The 18022-nt window shown below is 64.1% G+C and carries 18 protein-coding genes; 9 read left to right on the top strand and 9 right to left on the bottom strand.

The features are described from left to right. Positions 1-9: 9 nt before the first annotated feature. Complete coding sequence (locus tag P6U25_RS13460; RefSeq protein ID WP_407151652.1) at positions 10-2427, bottom strand: phosphoketolase; 2418 nt, start codon at positions 2425-2427, stop codon at positions 10-12. Between the two features lie 227 nt (positions 2428-2654). Here P6U25_RS13460 and P6U25_RS13465 point away from each other — a divergent pair, with 227 nt between their 5' ends. Together P6U25_RS13465 and cynS are read left to right on the top strand one after the other, a co-directional pair. Next, a complete protein-coding gene (locus P6U25_RS13465) occupies positions 2655-3383 on the top strand; it encodes an SDR family oxidoreductase (protein WP_407151653.1) in 729 nt (242 codons plus the stop codon). A gap of 133 nt (positions 3384-3516) precedes the next feature. After that, positions 3517-4005, top strand: coding sequence for a cyanase (cynS, locus tag P6U25_RS13470; RefSeq protein ID WP_407151654.1), 489 nt, complete (start codon positions 3517-3519; stop codon positions 4003-4005). A 110-nt stretch (positions 4006-4115) separates the two neighbouring features. Here cynS and P6U25_RS13475 read toward each other — a convergent pair whose 3' ends face one another. Next, complete coding sequence (locus P6U25_RS13475; RefSeq protein ID WP_407151655.1) at positions 4116-4943, bottom strand: oxaloacetate decarboxylase; 828 nt, start codon at positions 4941-4943, stop codon at positions 4116-4118. Positions 4944-5054: 111 nt separating this feature from the next. Here P6U25_RS13475 and P6U25_RS13480 point away from each other — a divergent pair, with 111 nt between their 5' ends. Then, positions 5055-5990 (top strand): LysR family transcriptional regulator, encoded by a 936-nt coding sequence (locus P6U25_RS13480; RefSeq protein WP_407151656.1) that lies wholly within the window; start codon positions 5055-5057, stop codon positions 5988-5990. Between the two features lie 49 nt (positions 5991-6039). Here the strand turns inward: P6U25_RS13480 and P6U25_RS13485 are convergent, their stop codons facing one another. Next, the gene (locus P6U25_RS13485; protein ID WP_407151657.1) at positions 6040-6363 is read right to left on the bottom strand and encodes a DUF1476 domain-containing protein; all 324 of its coding nucleotides are present in this window, start codon (positions 6361-6363) and stop codon (positions 6040-6042) included. A 347-nt stretch (positions 6364-6710) separates the two neighbouring features. Between P6U25_RS13485 and purC the strand changes: the two genes are divergently transcribed. From purC to purQ, 4 genes are read left to right on the top strand one after another with little or no spacing between them, the layout of a single operon-like run. Beyond that, positions 6711-7478 carry a phosphoribosylaminoimidazolesuccinocarboxamide synthase gene (gene purC / locus P6U25_RS13490; protein ID WP_171708996.1) on the top strand — a complete coding sequence of 256 codons (768 nt, stop codon included), beginning with the start codon at positions 6711-6713 and terminating at the stop codon, positions 7476-7478. A 10-nt stretch (positions 7479-7488) separates the two neighbouring features. Then, positions 7489-7731 carry a phosphoribosylformylglycinamidine synthase subunit PurS gene (gene purS / locus P6U25_RS13495; protein WP_407151658.1) on the top strand — a complete coding sequence of 81 codons (243 nt, stop codon included), beginning with the start codon at positions 7489-7491 and terminating at the stop codon, positions 7729-7731. A 13-nt stretch (positions 7732-7744) separates the two neighbouring features. Next, the gene (locus P6U25_RS13500; protein ID WP_407151659.1) at positions 7745-8323 is read left to right on the top strand and encodes a hypothetical protein; all 579 of its coding nucleotides are present in this window, start codon (positions 7745-7747) and stop codon (positions 8321-8323) included. Positions 8324-8327: 4 nt separating this feature from the next. Continuing rightward, a complete protein-coding gene (gene purQ, locus P6U25_RS13505) occupies positions 8328-9029 on the top strand; it encodes a phosphoribosylformylglycinamidine synthase subunit PurQ (protein WP_407151660.1) in 702 nt (233 codons plus the stop codon). Between the two features lie 62 nt (positions 9030-9091). Here the strand turns inward: purQ and P6U25_RS13510 are convergent, their stop codons facing one another. The 3 genes from P6U25_RS13510 to P6U25_RS13520 form a co-directional block, all read right to left on the bottom strand. Then, positions 9092-10072, bottom strand: a complete 981-nt coding sequence (locus P6U25_RS13510; protein ID WP_407151661.1) for a DMT family transporter — start codon at positions 10070-10072, stop codon at positions 9092-9094. A 180-nt stretch (positions 10073-10252) separates the two neighbouring features. Further along, positions 10253-11269, bottom strand: coding sequence for a methyltransferase (locus P6U25_RS13515; RefSeq protein WP_407151662.1), 1017 nt, complete (start codon positions 11267-11269; stop codon positions 10253-10255). 30 nt (positions 11270-11299) lie between these two features. Next, a complete protein-coding gene (locus tag P6U25_RS13520; protein ID WP_407151663.1) occupies positions 11300-12280 on the bottom strand; it encodes a Bug family tripartite tricarboxylate transporter substrate binding protein in 981 nt (326 codons plus the stop codon). 170 nt (positions 12281-12450) lie between these two features. Here P6U25_RS13520 and P6U25_RS13525 point away from each other — a divergent pair, with 170 nt between their 5' ends. Continuing rightward, a complete protein-coding gene (locus tag P6U25_RS13525) occupies positions 12451-14007 on the top strand; it encodes a winged helix-turn-helix domain-containing protein (protein WP_407151664.1) in 1557 nt (518 codons plus the stop codon). Between the two features lie 71 nt (positions 14008-14078). Here P6U25_RS13525 and P6U25_RS13530 read toward each other — a convergent pair whose 3' ends face one another. Further along, entirely contained in the window at positions 14079-14582 is a 504-nt protein-coding gene (locus tag P6U25_RS13530; protein WP_407151665.1) for a PaaI family thioesterase, read from the bottom strand. Between the two features lie 163 nt (positions 14583-14745). Here P6U25_RS13530 and purL point away from each other — a divergent pair, with 163 nt between their 5' ends. After that, positions 14746-16965 carry a phosphoribosylformylglycinamidine synthase subunit PurL gene (gene purL / locus P6U25_RS13535; RefSeq protein ID WP_407151666.1) on the top strand — a complete coding sequence of 740 codons (2220 nt, stop codon included), beginning with the start codon at positions 14746-14748 and terminating at the stop codon, positions 16963-16965. 135 nt (positions 16966-17100) lie between these two features. Here the strand turns inward: purL and P6U25_RS13540 are convergent, their stop codons facing one another. Both P6U25_RS13540 and soxR read right to left on the bottom strand, forming a co-directional pair. Then, complete coding sequence (locus tag P6U25_RS13540; RefSeq protein ID WP_407151667.1) at positions 17101-17361, bottom strand: GlsB/YeaQ/YmgE family stress response membrane protein; 261 nt, start codon at positions 17359-17361, stop codon at positions 17101-17103. Between the two features lie 107 nt (positions 17362-17468). Beyond that, on the bottom strand, positions 17469-17942 hold the full coding sequence (soxR, locus tag P6U25_RS13545; protein WP_407151668.1) for a redox-sensitive transcriptional activator SoxR: 474 nt from the start codon (positions 17940-17942) through the stop codon (positions 17469-17471). Positions 17943-18022: the final 80 nt, after the last annotated feature.

Genomic DNA, 18022 nt, shown 5'->3' on the forward strand with positions numbered 1-18022 from the left:
CGTGGCCCTTCAGCCGCCGGATTTGGGCTCCGTCGTGTCGGTTGCACGATAGGGCCAAACCCAGTCGCGGATCTGCGGCATGTCCTCGCCATGCTCGCGCACGTAGCGGGAGTGCTCGATCAGGGCGTCGCGGAATTGCTGCTTGACGTGGGCGGCGGCGATATCGAGCCCCGGCACGCGCTCGATCGCTTCGATGGCGAGATGGAAACGATCGAGCTGGTTCAACACCACCATATCGAACGGCGTCGTGGTGGTGCCTTCCTCCGCGAAGCCGCGCACATGCATGCCCGCGTGATTGGTGCGGTTGTAGGTCAGGCGGTGGATCAGGTAGGGATAGCCGTGATAGGCGAAGATCACCGGCTTGTCGCGGGTGAACAGGCTGTCGAAATCGCGGTCGGGCAGGCCATGCGGATGCTGCTCCTTGGGCTGCAACGTCATCAGGTCGACCACGTTGACGACGCGGATCTTCAAGTCCGGCAGCGCCTTGCGCAGCAGGTCGACGGCGGCGAGCGTCTCCAGTGTCGGGACGTCGCCGGCGCAGGCCATCACCACGTCGGGCTCGGCATCCGCCGGCTCGGTGCCCGCCCATTTCCAGATGCCAATGCCGGCCTCGCAATGAGTGATGGCTTCGCGCATCGGAAGCCATTGCGGGGAGGGCTGCTTGCCGGCGACGATCACGTTGATGCGGTCGTAGGTCCGCAGGCAGTGATCGGCGACCCAGAGCAGCGTATTGGCATCGGGTGGCAGATAGACGCGGACGATATCGGCTTTCTTATTGGTGACGAGATCGATGAAGCCGGGATCCTGGTGGCTGAAGCCGTTGTGATCCTGGCGCCAGACATGCGACGTCAGCAGATAGTTCAGCGATGCGATCGGGCGGCGCCAGGCCAGCGCGCGCGACACCTTCAGCCATTTGGCATGCTGGTTGAACATCGAATCGACGATGTGGATGAACGCCTCGTAGCAAGAAAAGAAGCCGTGCCGTCCGGTGAGCAGGTAGCCTTCGAGCCAGCCCTGGCAGAGATGCTCGCTCAGCACCTCCATCACCCGCCCGTCATGGGCGAGGTGGACGTCGTAGGGCTCGATCCCCTCCATCCAGATGCGGTCGGTCGCCTCGAACACCGCGTCGAGCCGGTTCGATGACGTCTCGTCCGGGCCCATGATGCGGAAATTGCGCGTATCCGCATTGAGCTTCACCACCTCGCGCAGGAGCTTGCCGAGCTCGCGCGTGGCTTCGCCGACGACGCCGCCGGGGCGGGGCACCTCGACGGCATGCTTGCGGAAATCCGGCAGCTTGAGCTCGCGCTTGAGCAGGCCGCCATTGGCATGCGGATTGGCGCCCATGCGGCGGTCGCCAGTCGGCGCGAGTGCCTGCAATTGCGACACCAGCCGGCCGTCGGCCTCGAACAGCTTGTCCGGCTCGTAGCCCTTCATCCACTGTTCCAGCAGCTTCAGATGATCGGGATTGCTGCGCGCGTTCGATATCGGCACCTGATGGGCGCGCCAGAATCCCTCGACCTTCAGGCCATCGACCTCTTTCGGCCCGGTCCAGCCCTTCGGGCTGCGCAGCACGATCATCGGCCATTTCGGCCGCTTGAAGCCCGCGCGCTGCCGCGCGCTCTGCTGGATTGAGCGGATGCCGGCGAGGGCGCTGTCGAGCGTGTCGGCCATCAGCCGATGCATCGCAGGCGGATCATCGCCTTCGACGAACAGCGGCTCGTAACCATAGCCGGTGAAGAGGCTGCGCAGCTCCTCGTCGCTCATCCGCCCCAGCACTGTGGGGTTGGCGATCTTGTAGCCGTTGAGGTGCAGGATCGGCAGCACCGCGCCGTCATGCAGAGGGTTGAGGAACTTGTTGGAATGCCAGGAGGCCGCCAGCGGGCCGGTCTCCGCCTCGCCGTCGCCGACCACGCAGGCCACGATCAGGTCGGGGTTGTCGAAGGCGGCGCCGTAGGCATGCACCAGGGCGTAGCCGAGCTCGCCGCCCTCATGGATCGAGCCGGGCGTCTCCGGCGCGGCGTGGCTCGGAATGCCACCGGGGAAGGAGAACTGGCGGAACAGCTTGCGCAGGCCGTCCGCATCGCGCGTCACCTCCGGATAGATCTCGGTGTAGGTGCCCTCGAGATAGGTGTTGGCGACCATGCCGGGCCCGCCATGGCCGGGCCCGCAAATATAAATGACGTTGAGATCGGACGCGCGGATCGCGCGGTTGAGGTGGGCGTAGATGAAGTTGAGGCCCGGCGTGGTACCCCAATGTCCGAGCAGCCGCGGCTTGATATGTTCGGGCTTGAGCGGCTCCTTGAGCAGCGGATTATCGAGCAGATAGATCTGGCCGACGGAGAGATAGTTGGCGGCGCGCCAGTAGCGGTCGAGCAGTTCCAGATCGTCGCTGCGGGCTTGCTCGCCAGGGTTCGTCGTCACCTGCATGCCGATCTCCTCGGGATGATGCCAACAAATGACCCCCAAGCCGTCGATCTGTTCCATCGGCGGCGACGTTAGAACGCAAATATGACGAGAGGTTGAGATGGGGCAAAGGCGCTACCCCCGCGGCAGATCATCCGGCCCGCAAGCAAGGTGGCGGGCCGCCCGACGCCGACAATCGTGAACGGGATTGTTATACTCGCCGCGGGTGATGGGTTTAGCAGGGTGGATCGATGGCGAGAGAGCTGGAAGGAAAAGTCGCAGCCGTGACCGGGGCCGCCTCGGGCATCGGCCTGGCGAGCACGGAAGCGATGCTGGCGGCCGGCGCACGCGTGGTGATGGTCGACCGCGACCAGACTGCGCTGCAAGCGCTGCGCGACAAGCACGGCGACGCCGCTATGCCGCTGGTCGTCGACCTGCTCGACCCGCAAGCCTGCGCGACGCTGCTGCCGGGCGTGCTGGAGAAGGCCGGCCGGCTCGACATCCTGCACGCCAATGCCGGGACCTATATCGGCGGCGACCTGGTCGATGCCGACACCGCCGCGATCGACCGGATGCTGAACCTGAATGTCAATGTCGTGATGAAGAACGTGCACGACGTGCTGCCTCACATGATCGCGCGCAAGACGGGCGACATCATCGTCACGAGCTCGCTCGCCGCGCATTTTCCGACGCCGTGGGAGCCGGTCTATGCGTCGTCCAAATGGGCGATCAACTGCTTCGTGCAGACCGTGCGGCGCCAGGTGTTCAAGCACGGCATTCGCGTCGGCTCGATCTCGCCCGGACCGGTGATTACCACGCTGCTCGCCGACTGGCCGGCGGAGAAGCTGGAGGAGGCCAAGGCGGCGGGAAGCCTGCTGGACGCCAGGGAGGTGGCCGATGTCGTGATGTTCATGCTGACGCGGCCGCGCGGCATGACGATCCGTGACGTCGTCATGCTGCCGACGAATTTCGATCTCTAGCGGTATCGATCTCGGCTGGCGCCGCTTCATCCGGAGTCGCGGGCATCTTTACCGACATTGGCCTACGCAAGCGCCCGATTGCTGGCATGCTCCTTGCTCTGGACGGACAGTGCAACGCAGAGGGAGACGACCCATGAAACGATCCGACCTCACCGAGAAACTGCTCGACATCAAGCGCGACAAGGGCTGGAGCTGGAAATACATCTGCGAAAAGATCGGCGGCTATTCGGAGGTTCTGATAACCGGCGCGATCCTCGGCCAGATGAAATTGACCAAGCCGCAGGCAGCAAACGCCGGCGAGCTGTTCGGGCTCTCGCCGTCGGAGGTCGCGATGCTGAACGAGACGCCGATGCGCGGGCAGGGCATTCCGATGCCGCCGACCGACCCGCTGATCTATCGCTTCTACGAACTCGTGATGATCAACGGCCCGGCCTGGAAGGCGCTGATCGAGGAAGAGTTCGGCGACGGCATCATGTCGGCGATCGACTTCGACATGGTGATGGAGCGGCTGCCGAATCCGAAAGGCGATCGCGTCAAGATCACGATGAGCGGCAAGTTCCTGCCCTACAAATATTACGGCGCCAGCGGCAACGTGCCGGAATACGGCTTCAAGGAAGGCTGAGGAACGGATGGCGAGTAGCGAATGGCGGGTAGCGACTGGCCTGTTCGCTGCTCGCCGCTCCCTAGACCTTCGGTTCTGATTGAATCAGAACCGAAGGTCTCGAAAGCGCTCTAGTCGCTTGTCGCGGCGGCGAAGGCCTTGCGGATGTCCTTCACCGGCGCCATGTCGCGCACATAGGTGAACGAGCCCTTGTCCTTCATCTCGCGGGCGCAGTGCAGGAACGCAGCCAGCGCGTGGCGTTCCATCGCGCCGCCGACGCTGATGCGCTTGACGCCGGCGGTGGCGAGTTGCTCGACGGTCAGCGTCGGATCGGCGAAGCCCATCACGAGGTTGAACGGCTTCTTCAGGGCCGAGACCACGGTCTTGATGGTGGCGAGGTCGTAGAGGCCCGGTGAATACAACACGTCCGCGCCGGCCGCCTCAAAGGCCTGCAGCCGCTTGATGGTATCGTCGAGATCCTTGCGGCCGTGGAGAAGGTTCTCGGCCCGCGCGGTCAGCGTGAACGGGAACGGCAACGCACGCGCCGCCTCGACCGCCGCCTGCACCCGCTCGACCGCAAGCGAGAAATCATAGATCGGACGCTGCGGATCGCCGGTCGAATCTTCGATCGAGCCGCCGACCGCGCCGGCTTCCGCAGCGAAGCGGATTGCCTCGGCCGCGAGCTTTGGCATGTCCGCGCCGCAATTTTCGAGATCGACACTGACGGGCAGGTCGGTGGCCTGCGCGATCGCCCGGCAATTCTCGATGATGGCATCGAGGTTGACGGTCGACTGGCCGAGCGTGTTGGCGAGCCCGAGGCTCGTGGTCGCCAGCGCCTCGAAACCCATCGCCGCCAGCAGCTTGGCGGTGCCGGCGTCCCATGGATTTGGAATGATGAACGCGCCGGGCCGCTGATGCAGCTCGCGAAACCGTGCTGCCTTGTCCGCCTGGGTGCGCATGTGAGCTCCTGCTGTTGTCAAAGCGACTGACAGCAGCGATAGGGCGGTTTTGCCCATCAGACAAATTTGTTATTTCTCTCCATGTCATCAGCTTTTTGCATGAGGGCCGAGATGGACAGCGACGCGCTCAACACGTTCCTGGTGGTGCATCGGCGCGGCGGGATCTCGAACGCCGCCAAGGCGCTGCACCGGTCGCAGCCGGCGATCTCAAGGCGCATCGCGCTGCTCGAGCAGGAGCTGGGCGTTCCCTTGTTCGAGCGGATCGCGGGCAAGACGCGGCTGAGCGATGCCGGGCGGGTGATGGTGCCCTATGCCGAGCGCGCGGTGGCGGCGGCGCAGGACGCCGAGAACGCGGTGCGCGCCCTGCTGCGCGACAATTCCGGCCCCGTGGCGCTGGCGGTAACCGGCACGCTCGCCGGCGAACGGCTCTCCAAGGTGCTGAAGCGCTTTGCCGCTCAGCATTCGGATGTCGCGCTGACGTTGCGAACCGCGACCAGCGCCGAGGTCAGCGATCTGATCCGGCGCGGCGAGGCGACGATCGGGCTGCGCTACGATCGTGACCGCTCGCGCGATCTCGACTGCGAGGTGTTGTTCGCCGAGCCGCTTCAGGTGGTCTGCGCGCCGGACCATCCGCTGGCCGGGCGCCGTGTCAGCAAGCTCGCCGATCTCAGGAACGAGCGCTGGATCGCCTTCCCCGAGGTGCCGGGACGGCGCGAAATCACCGCCTCGCACGTGTTCGCGCTGTTCCTGACACACGGGCTCGGCGAGGTCGACTGGACGCCGGTCGACAGCCTCACCGCCCAGAAGCGGCTGGTCGAGGCCGGGCTCGGCATCGCGCTATTGTCGCAAAGCAATGCGGCGGAGGAGCTGCGCGCGGCGACGATCGCGACGATCCGCGTCGGCAATCTCAGCGCAAGCCACGAGGTTGTCGCGGTGACGCGGCATGGCGGCTTCCTCAGCGCCGCGTCGCGCCGTCTGCTCGATATCATCCGCGCGGAATTTTCAACGAAGCGAAGTAGCAGGAAGCGAATGGTGAACGGCGAATAGCGAACGGAATGGCTCAATTCGCTACTCGCTACGTCCTATTCGCGAGATATCACGTTCCCGCCTTCACCTGGGCCACCGCCTGGATCAACAGCTCGTCCATCTTGGCCCGGATATCGGCCTCGGTGACGGCATTGCCCTTGGCGGTGAGATCCTTCAACACCTTGTGCAGGACGTCGCGGTCGCCGGCTTCCTCGAAATCGGCGGCGACTACCTCCTTGGCGTAGGTGCTGGCGGCATCGCCTGTGATGCCGAGCTTTTCTGCGGCCCACAGGCCGAGCAGCTTGTTGCGGCGGGCCTCGGCCTTGAACTTCTGCTCCTCATCGAGGGCGAACTTCTTCTCGAAACCTTCCTCGCGCTTGTTGAATTCGCTCATGGCCGAAGTTCCAATCCCTGCTCAATGGTGGGCCGCAGCTCGTTGCGATAGCCCCGATCCCTGCCTAGATATGCAACAGGAATCGGCAACACAACGAGCCGTTAAGCCGCAGGCAAAACAGGCGGAATCGGCCCTTTAGGATAGGGCGGTATAAGTCAGCCCGATGGGGTCGTATCGATTGTGCTCCATGGGCCAATCGGGTACGTTGCCAGCAGGCATGGTTCTTGTTCTGTTTCCTGTTGAAGTACCAGGTTCCAGGCCTCCGCGGCAGCTCCGTCGTGGGTCGCAACCCCAAATCATCCGGAGCACCCAAATTCATGGATTTCAACAAAACACGGTACATCCCAATGAGCCGTCGACGCCGTATCTATGAAGGCAAGGCGAAGGTCCTTTATGAAGGCCCCGAGCCGGGAACCTTGATCCAGCACTTCAAGGACGACGCGACTGCGTTCAATGCCAAGAAACACCAGGTGATCGAGGGCAAGGGCGTCCTCAACAACCGGATCTCGGAGTACCTGTTTCAGCACCTCAACGACATCGGGGTGCCGACCCACTTCATCCGCCGCCTCAATATGCGCGAGCAGTTGATTCGCGAGGTCGAGATCGTGCCGCTCGAGGTTGTGGTGCGGAACGTCGCCGCCGGCTCGCTGTCGCAGCGGCTCGGGATCGAGGAGGGCACCCAGCTCCCGCGCTCGATCATCGAGTTCTATTACAAGAACGACCAGCTCAACGACCCCATGGTGTCGGAAGAGCACATCACTGCCTTCGGCTGGGCCACGCCGCAGGAGATCGACGACATCATGGCGCTCGCCATCCGCGTCAACGACTTCCTGACCGGCCTCTTCCTCGGCATCGGCATCCGCTTGGTCGACTTCAAGATGGAATGCGGGCGGCTGTTCGAGAACGAGATGATGCGAATCATCGTCGCCGACGAGATCTCGCCGGACTCCTGCCGGCTGTGGGACATCAAGTCGAACGAGAAGCTGGACAAGGACCGCTTCCGTCGCGATTTGGGCGGCTTGCTCGAGGCCTATACCGAGGTCGCCAAGCGGCTCGGTATTCTCATGGAAAACGAGCGGCCGGCCGGGACCGGCCCGGTACTGGTGAAAAGCTAAAGGGGCGATCGTGAAGGCACGTGTGACTGTGACGTTGAAGTCGGGCATCCTCGATCCGCAGGGCAAGGCGATCGAGGGCGCGCTGAAATCGCTCGGCGTCGACGGTGTCGCCAGCGTGCGCCAGGGCAAGGTGTTCGACATCGAGCTCGCGGCGACCGACAAGGCGAAAGCGGAGGCGGCGCTGAAGGCTGCCGCCGACAAGCTGCTGGCGAACACTGTGATCGAGAATTACCGGGTCGAATTGCTGAGCTAGTCGGGCGAGCCAGATGACAACAGCCGCTCCCGCCATTCCCGGCCGCAACCACGCTTTGATCCGATCGTTGTTGCTCGCCCTGTTCACGGCCGGTGGAATTGGCGGCGCAGCGGCTCAATCATCGCCTGCGCCAACGGCGGGATCGCAGGCACCGCCGGTTTCGGTCAACGGGTGGAGTTATCAGCACGGCGGCTCCGATGTGCACATCTTCCATTGCGAGCAGCCGAGCTGCGGTGCGGGCTCCAAGGTGACCTATCGGCTCTATGCCGCCAAAAATCCGATGACCCTGCAACAGTTCCGTGAAAGCCAGGACCAGATCATCAAGGCGCTGGAGCAGCGGAAGCCAGGACAGCGGATCACGCTACTCGGCGTCGATGGCGCCAAAGGCACGGCGGTGCCGCGGATGTACCGGGCTCGACGCCTGACGGTGACACCCGACGGCACCAGCGAGTATCAAGTCAATGGTTTGCTGTTTGGTACACGCGCCTCGGCCAGCCTGATCAGCTCGGCACGCGACGAGAAGGCCAGCAATGACAATTACGCAAAGTTTGCGGCCGCAGTTATGCTTGCTCTAGCGCCTAAAACCCGGTGACCTCATGAAATCAGCCGTCCTCGTCTTCCCCGGTATCAACCGCGAGCGCGACATGGCGCGCGCGCTCAAGCTCGCCTCCGGCAACGAGACCGCGATGGTCTGGCACGCCGAGACCTCGCTGCCCAAAGGCACCGATCTCGTGGTGGTGCCCGGGGGCTTCTCCTACGGCGATTACCTGCGCTGTGGCGCGATCGCGGCGCGCGCGCCCGTGATGGACGCGGTGCGCGACTTCGCCGCCAAGGGCGGCCTCGTGCTCGGCGTCTGCAACGGTTTCCAGATCCTCTGCGAGTCCGGCCTGCTGCCGGGCGTGTTGATGCGCAATGCCGAACTGAAGTTCGTCTGTCGTGACGCGCATATGCGGGTCGAGCGCTCCGATACGCCGTTCACCCGAGGCTACAATGCCGGCCAGGTGATCCGCGTGCCGGTCGCCCATGGTGAGGGTAATTACGAGGCGGACGAGGAGACGCTGAAGCGTCTCGAAGGCGAGGGGCGGGTGCTCTATCGCTACTGCTCGCCGGAGGGCGTGGTCGACGAGGCCTCCAATTTCAACGGCGCGGCGCATTCGATCGCCGGCATCGTCAACGAGCGCGGCAATGTGCTCGGGATGATGCCGCACCCCGAGAACCACGTCGAAGAGATCATGGGCTGCACCGACGGCCGCGGCCTGTTCGCAGGGCTGGTCCAGCATCACGAGAAGGCCGCGTAAGGTTCACCGCGCTTTCTCGCCGCATGCTGCCGGCCAGCAATGAGAAATAGCCATCTGCTTCATCACCACAACCGACTGAGCGCACGCTTCAGCGTGTCGGCCGGCACTGTCATCGCGGCGACGCCGGCCATCACGAGCACTAGGCCAAGTGCGAGATTGGACGGCACGGATTCCCCAATCAACACCACCGAGAGCGCCACGCCGATCGGGATGCGCAGATAGGCCTGCGCGTTGGTGGCGAGTGTGCCGAGCCGCGTCAGGCACATGTAGAACAGCATCAGGCCGAGCGCACTCGAGAAGATGCCCATGGTGACGGTGGCGACCAGCGCCTGCGGCGTCGGATGCAGCGTCCAGGGATGTTCGAGCATCAATGCGAGCGGCAGCAGCACTGTGCCACCGAACAGCAGCGAGCCGGCCGCGACCACCATCGGATCGTAGTCCGACAGGCGCAGGCCGAAGATCGTGGCACAGGCAAATGAGACCGTGGCGAGCAGGATCGCGATCTCGGCGGCGATCTCCTTGCCGAAGCCGCTAAGCGCATCGAGACCGATGATCGCGACCGTGCCGGCGAGGCCGAGGGTCGCCCCTAGCAGCTTGATGAGCGAGGCCGGCTCATGCCGCGTGATTGCCCATGTGATGAGGAAGGCGAAGATCGGCGTCGTCGACGCCAGCACGACGGTGTGTGATGCCTGCACGAATTGCTGCGCCCAGGTGATCACCAGGAACGGGATCGTGGAGTTGATGGTCTGCTGGAACGCGAACAGCTTCCAGGCCTTCAGGTCGGTCGGGATGCGGATGCCGCGAATGCGCAGCACGACGAGAAGAAAGAGCGCGGCGACCAGCGAGCGGGCCGAGATGAAGGTGACCGGTGGGATCGAGCCGAGCGCGATCTTGGTCAGCGGGTAGGTCGAGCTCCAGCAGCAGGCGAGCGCCAGCAGCAGCACGTAGTCGCGCCAGCCGCGCACGGAGGGTGCTGTCGTGGATGCAGTGGACGTTTGCACGGGAGCCGTGACGCCACCCGTCTTCGCTGTGCTCTTCGGCACCTTGATTGGCTCCCCCGCGCATTGGCGCGCGAAACGCAAATGTAGCGCGGCGGCGGGCCGGAAGGCTAGGGCGATTGACCCAGACGCGAATACCGGGCTCGTGATGGCATGTCAGTTTAATCCGAAGCGAGCGTCTGGTCGGAGACGCGGCATCCTCCGCCACAATAGGAGATGGCCTCCTCAATCGGAAATTTTTCTGAAGTGGATCAAGCTGAACGAACCGATTCCGGCGGTCTCGATGAAAGCGAAGCCGGCCAAGACGGCCAATTCGCGGTACTCGGCTTCCGTCCGCTCGCAGCCGCCGGGGCCCCGTAGCATGTTGAGGTCGCTCAGAGCGCAGTAGAGGTCCCCGGCCTCTGCCTTGGCAAGCTCCGGCATGATCCGCTCGATCACGATCAACGATCCACCAGCCGGCAGCGCGTCGCTGCAATTGCGCAGAATGACATCGCAACGATCGTCATTCCAATTGTGCAGAATGCTCTTCATCAGGATCGTGTCGGCGCCGGCGGGAAGCGGTTGAAAAAAGCTGCCGGCAACGAACCGGCAGCGATCGGCGAGACCAAGTCGATCCAAATGCGCATGTGCCCCTGCTTCGCAGCGTGCAAGATCGAAGGCGATGCCCTCGAGATGCGGGTTGCGGTGCAGCACGCCGCTAATCAACTCGCCGGTGCCGCCGCCGACGTCCATGACGACGCGCGCCGATGCGAAATCGTGGGCTGCTACGATTTTGGGAACGAGGGTCCGCGTCAGACTGACCATCGCAGCGTTGAAGAGACGCGTCCACTCCGGTGCATTGATTGTCGCAGCATAGCGATCATCGCCGTCTCCGCGCAGTTGGGTTGCGGTCCTTCCGGTGCGAACCGAATCGACCAATCCGCTCCAGGACTGCAGGAGCATCTCGCCTTCGAAGAGAACCCAATCCTTGAATGACGGATCGGCGGTCGCGTCGATCTGGCGGCCGAGGCTGGTCATGGCAAACCGGTCCCGGTCGAATTGCGTGCAGAGGCCAACTGTCGTCAGGCCGACGAGCAGCCTGCGCAACGCGCTCTCGTCAGCATCGACCAGTGTGGCGAGTTCGGCCGCCGATTTGACATCAGCACCGATGGCCTCGGCAAGATTGAGTTTCGCCGCTGCATAGATCACTGCGGTGATGCGATGCGACTGTACGAGATCGTGAACGGATACCGCCTGGCCCATGTGTTCCTCCGATATGCAGCAAACCCCACTTCAATCGGTCGGAACGAACCCCGTTGCCTGAACGATTGCTCTCCACCGGTCGGATTCGGCCGCGATCAGGCGGGCAAATTCACCCATCGGGATTGCGTCAGGCTCGACGGCCAGCTTTGTCATTCCGGACTTGACCTCGTCGGTGAGCATGGCCGCCTGGATCGCGGCGTTGAGCTTCTCGACGAGAGGCGCTGGCGTCTTCGCCGGAACGAAGAACGCATACCATGTGAGGTCCTCGAGCGACGGATACCCGGCTTCGCGAACCGTTGGCACCGCAGGAACGAACGGACAGCGGCGCGGGCCGGTGGTTGCCAGCGCGCGAAGATGTCCGGATTGGACTAGGCCGAGCGAGCTGCCGACCGGCATGATCGTGGACGCAATCTCACCCTTGACCAGATCTTGAATGGCGCCATTGCCTTGATAGGGCACATGAAGGAAATCGAACCCTGCGGTGCGCCCAAGCGTCGCACCAAGAAAATGCAGCGTCGTTCCTGCGCCAGCGGTCCCGTAGGTGGCGGACTTAGGGTTGGCGCGGCACCATGCGACAAACTCCGCGACCGTCGTGACGTCCACGGGGACCTTCGGACCGACGGTGAGCAGTGTCGGGGTCGAGGCCACGGTCGACACGGGCGTGAAATCCCGCGGCTGATATCTCAACGTCTTGTAGACGTGCGGAAACAGCATCATGAAGCCGAGTGGAGCAAACAGTATGGTCGATCCGTCGGGGTCGGCGCTTTTCACCGCCTCTACTGCGACACGACCGGCCGCGCCGGGCCGGGTCTCCACCACGATCGTTTCGGCATAGTCGTTCATCTGACCGGCAACGAGCCGCGCCAGCGCATCCTGCAGCCCGGGCGTAAAGCCGGTCAGAATGTGCACAGTCTTTGCGAGCGGCTGCGCGAACGCGCGCGGCACGAGGCACGCGGTCGAGATCGCGGCACCGGCGGCCGACACGCTCAGTAGGTCGCGACGCGTGATCATCACCTCTCTCTCCCGATCCATCTCGAGTATCCGCGCGGCTTTTGCGTTTGGTGTAGCATGTCGGCGGCGGCCGGACTTGGCCGCCGGCTTACTTTTTCCTTATCGGCAGTTTATCCTTTCGCGCGCGGCGCAGGGATTTTGACGATGAACCGCGCTCGCGGGGGAGTGGCTTGCGCTATTTCTTTGAAGACCTTTCGCTCGACACCGACCAGCGCGAACTGCGGCGCGGGGAGGAGATGATCGCGATCGCGCCGCAGGTATTCGACCTGCTTGAGTATCTGATCGGCCACCGGGAGCGCGTCGTCAGCAAGGACGACCTGATCAACACCATCTGGCAAGGTCGCGCCGTCTCGGACGTGGCGTTGACCACGCGCCTGAACTCGGTGCGGAGGGCGGTCGGCGATTCCGGCGACGAGCAACGCGTCATCAGGACTTTCCCGCGCAAAGGTGTCCGCTTCATCGCCGCCGTACGCGAAACGCCGGGGCCGACGACGGCGACACCGGGTGGCCTGCCGAGCGTGATCTCGGGCAAGCCGTCGCTCATCGTTCTGCCGTTCGCCAATTTGAGCCCCGATCCCGAGCAGGACTATTTCGTCGACGGTGTGACGGAGAGCCTGACCACGGATTTGTCGCGGATGGCCGGCATTTTCGTGATCGGTCGCAACACCGCCTTCACATTCAAGGGAACCTACGTCGATCTGAAGCTGATCCGTGGCGAGCTTGGCGTTCGCTATGTTCTCCAGGGATCAGTGCAGCGAGGCGGGAGCCGGATACGCATCAACGTCCAGCTCATCGACACCGAGACCGGCAACCAACTTTGGGCCGAACGTTTCGACAAGCCGATCGCCGACCTGTTCGACATGCAGGATGAGATCGGAGCCCGTCTCGCCAATCAATTGGGCACGGAGCTGGTCACGGTGGAGGCGCGACGCGCGGCGCGGGCACCGTGCGCCGACTCGATGGACCAGTATTTCCAGGGCATGGCGAGCGTGAACCGCGGATCGGACCCTAGTAACCTGGTGCAGGCGCGACGTTTCTTCGAACAAGCTCTCGACCTGGACCCGACGAACCTTGATGCGATGGTCGCCATGGCATTCGTCGATACTATGCGGGCGACGTCCATGCTGATCGATCGGACGGCGCCCCTGCGGATGGTCGAAGCGTCCTTGGACAGGATACTTGCCAAAACGCCCAATCACGCGATGGCACATTGCCTGATGGGTGTCGTCCAGATTTTCACCAAACGCGCCGCTCAGGGTATTGCCGAATGTGAGCGGTCTTTGGCGCTCGATCGGAATCTGGCCACCGCTTATGCGTGGATCGGACTCGGCAAGTGCAATTTGGGCTGCGCGGAGGAGACCGAAGCGTATGTCATGGAAGCTTTTCGGCTCTCGCCGCGCGACAACAGGGCCTTTTCCTGGATGAATACGGCTGGTGTCGCACAGTCGTATCTTGGAGCCGATGAGGCGGCCGTTCACTGGTTCAAACGCTCAATCGAGGCCAACCGGAATATTGCTCCGTTCGTCAATTTCTATCTTGCCGCCGCGTTGGCCCATCTCGGTCAGATCGAGGAAGCGCAGGCCTATTTGCGGGCGGGCCTCATCCTCGCTCCGGATTTCAGCATCGCCCAATTCCACGCCAGTTCGCCAACCGATCATCTGACCTGTCTCGCGCAGCGGGTTCGGATTGCAGAAGGCTTGCGCAAGGCGGGACTTCGCCCGGAATGAACTCGAGCCGGTAGGCAGCCTGAACGACCGGCCGCTCCCGGTCGGGCGTCGCCGATTTCACGTCTCGGATCTTATTGTTCGGCAGGAGCTACGGCCTCCGCCGGCGCCTTGCGCTTCACCCGCTTGATCGTGCCGGAGAAGGTGAACAGCGGCCGCTCGGCGGATGTCAGCATTCCACGCACGAAGATCAGCGACCCGCCGGCGCGGGTGACTTCGCCGGTGCATTCGATCAGCTCTCCTTCGCGGGCCGCGTCGAGGAATTCCGAGGAGAACGACACCGTGACGCCGGGGCCCTGGAGCACCGGGGCGGCGAGCGCGAACAGGCAGTAGTCCGCAAAGGTCATGAAGCAGCCGCCGTGGACGTTGCCGGAGCCGTTGAGGTGCTTTTTTCCGACCCGGAACGCACAGGTGATGACGCCGTTTTCGTTCATGCGGTGGTAGAAGGGACCGGTATGGGTCTCGAAATTGTCGCGAGTCCAGGTCCGCCAGCCGGCGAATTCGCCCCCGGTTTCGACGTGCAGATCGGGGCGGCGGTTGAATGCAGTCTCTATTGCGGTCTTGGCGAGCTCGTTCACGAAATCCGGACCTTCAATTATCGGGTTTCGGTCCTTAAATCCGATCCATCCGCGATGTGCAAATCCCGCGACCCGCGGCCACCCGCCGCAAAGCTCTGGACAGGCCGGAAATGCCTCGTAAAAGGCCTTTTCGCCCCCGTTCGATCTACCTATTAAGGGACCCATGAACGAGCCCAAGAACGAGCCCAAGATCACCCCCGAACTCGTGGCCGCCCACGGGCTGAAGCCGGACGAGTATGAGCGCATCCTGAAGCTGATTGGGCGGGTCCCGACCTTCACCGAGCTCGGCATCTTCTCGGCGATGTGGAACGAGCACTGCTCGTACAAGTCCTCGCGCATCCATCTGCGCGGGCTGCCGACCAAGGCGCCCTGGGTGATCCAGGGCCCCGGCGAGAACGCTGGCGTGATCGATATCGGCGACGGCCAGGCGGTGGTCTTCAAGATGGAGAGCCACAACCATCCGAGCTACATCGAGCCGTATCAGGGCGCGACCACCGGCGTCGGCGGCATCCTGCGCGATGTCTTCACCATGGGCGCGCGCCCGATCGCCTGCCTCAACGCCTTGAGCTTCGGCGCGCCCGAGCATCCCAAGACCCGGCACCTCGTATCCGGCGTGGTCGCGGGCGTCGGGGGCTACGGCAATTCGTTCGGCGTGCCGACGGTCGGCGGCCAGGTGCGCTTCCACACCCGCTATGACGGCAACATCCTGGTCAACGCGATGGCGGTCGGGCTGGCCGACGCCGACAAGATCTTCTACGCGGCGGCCTCCGGCGTGAACATGCCGATCGTCTATCTCGGCTCCAAGACCGGCCGCGACGGCATCCACGGCGCCTCGATGGCCTCGGCCGAATTCGACGACGCCTCCGAGGAGAAGCGCCCGACCGTGCAGGTCGGCGATCCCTTCGCCGAGAAGCTGCTGCTGGAGGCCTGCCTCGAGATCATGGAGCAGGGCTGCGTGATCGCGATCCAGGACATGGGCGCGGCGGGGCTGACCTGTTCGGCGGTCGAGATGGGCGCCAAGGGCGATCTCGGCATCGAGCTCGATCTCAACGCGGTGCCAACCCGCGAGACCGGCATGAGCGCCTATGAGATGATGCTCTCGGAGAGCCAGGAGCGCATGCTCATGGTGCTCAAGCCCGAGAAGGAAAAACAGGCCGAGGCGATCTTCCGCAAATGGGGGCTCGACTTCGCCATCGTCGGCTACACCACGCCGAGCAAGCGTTTCATCGTCAAGCACGGCGGCGACGTGATGGCCGACCTGCCGATCAAGGAGCTCGGGGACGAGGCCCCGGTCTATGACCGTCCGCACGTCGCCTCGACCGCGCTGCCGGTGATCCGTGCGCAGGACGTGAAGCCGCCGCTCGGCATCGGGCAGGCTTTGGAAAAGCTGATCGGCACGCCCGAGCTCTGCTCGAAGCGCTGGGTGTGGGAACAGTACGACCACGTCATTCTCGGCAACACCGTGCAGCGGCCGGGCGGCGACGCCGCCGTCATCCGCGTGCAGGAGGGGCCGAAGGGCCTTGCGCTTACCGTCGACGTCACGCCGCGCTACTGCGAGGCCGATCCGTTCGAGGGCGGCAAGCAGGCGGTGGCCGAAGCCTGGCGCAACATCACCGCGGTCGGCGGCCGCCCGCTCGCCATCACCGACAACCTCAATTTCGGCAATCCGGAGCGGCCCGAGATCATGGGCCAGTTTGTCGGCTGCCTGAAGGGCATTTCGGACGCCTGCCGCGCGCTGGACTTCCCGGTCGTCTCCGGCAACGTCTCGCTCTACAACGAGACCAACGGCCGCGGCATTCTGCCGACACCTTCGATCGGCGGCGTCGGGCTGCTCGATGACTTCACCAAGTCGGCGACGCTGGCGTTCAAGGCCGCCGGCGAGGCGATCCTGCTGGTCGGCGAGACGCATGGCTGGCTCGGCCAGTCGGTTTACCTGCGCGATATCTGCGGCCGCGAGGAGGGGGCTCCGCCGCCGATCGATCTGGACGCCGAGAAGCGCAACGGCGACGTCGTCCGCGGCATGATCCACGCCGGCACCGCCACCGCGGTGCATGACGTTTCCGACGGCGGGCTTTTGATCGCGCTCGCCGAGATGGCGATCGCGAGCGGCATCGGCGCGCAGCTTCTGGCGGCTCCGAGCGCGATCGTGCCGCATGCCTATTGGTTCGGCGAGGACCAGGCGCGCTACATCGTCACCGTGCCGGAGGCCGAAGCGGGTCGCGTGCTCGCCAAGATGAAGGGCGCGGGCGTGCCCTGCGCGCGGATCGGCACCACCGGCGGTGACGCGGTTGCCGTCGCCGGCGAGCAGCCGGTCGCGGTCGACAGCCTCTCCCGCGCCTTCGAGCACTGGCTGCCGAACTACATGCGCGGCGCCGCGGCCTGATCGTCGCGTGCGACTCGCTACGCACCGTGCGAGATGAGTTTGGATCGAATCGACTCGTGGCGGCGTCAGCGCACCTCTCCCAAGGGAGAGGTGACTTCCGACGTTGTTTTCAGGTCAACCTAATCCCATCGTGCCTTAGGTCGCGCCGCGGATCGCACGCCAGGCAAAGATGATGATGCAGGCGCCGATGAAGCCGGCGACGAGATAGCTGATCCATCCCGCCCCGAGGGACACGCCGAGCAGCCCCAGCAGCCAGTTTGCCAGCGCCGCGCCGACGATGCCGAGAATGATGTTCATCACGATGCCCGTTCCGGATTTCATGAACATCTCGGCAAGCCAGCCGGCCAGTCCCCCGACGATGATTGCGGCGATCCATCCGATTTGAGGGTCGTTCATCCTAGGACTCCCTGTGGTCAAGCAGTCCAGCCAGTTTAGCCGAGAATCACCCGCGGACATGTGTCAATCGTCAGGTTGTGCGCAACTTGTCGGTCGCGATTCGGTGGTCAGCCTGTCCGCTTGCGCCTGCGGCGTTCGGCGGCCGTGATCAGGATGCGCGGGCCCGGGCCCTCGGCGGCGAGCTTGTCGTCGCGGTTGCGCAGGGGGCATTGGGTTACCGACAGGCAGCCGCAGCCGATGCAGTTGAACAACTTGTCTCTGAGGTCGGTGAGATCGTCGATCCGCTGCTGCAGCGTTTCGGTCCAGCGGCACATCGCGCGCTCCCATTCGCGTATGCTCGGGGCACGGTCAGGCGGTATTGCGGCGAAGGTCTGCTTGATCTCTTCCAACGGAATCCCGGCGCGTTGCGCGATCCTGATGATCGCAATCCGCCGCAGCACGCCGCGCATGTAGCGTCGCTGATTGCCGCCGGTGCGCCGGCTCGCGATCAGTCCCTTGCTCTCGTAGAAGTGAAGCGTGGACACGGCAACGCCGCTGCGTCTCGCGACCTCGCCGACCGAAAGCTCAGGAGGGAGCGCCATCGTTCTAGAAATCCTGCAAGCTGGCCGCCTTGACCTCAACTAGACTTGAGGTTCTATATCACTCGCGGGCTTGCACGGGC

Origin of the sequence: Bradyrhizobium sp. ORS 86 (genome assembly GCF_045571475.1) — a bacterium.
GTDB lineage: Bacteria > Pseudomonadota > Alphaproteobacteria > Rhizobiales > Xanthobacteraceae > Bradyrhizobium.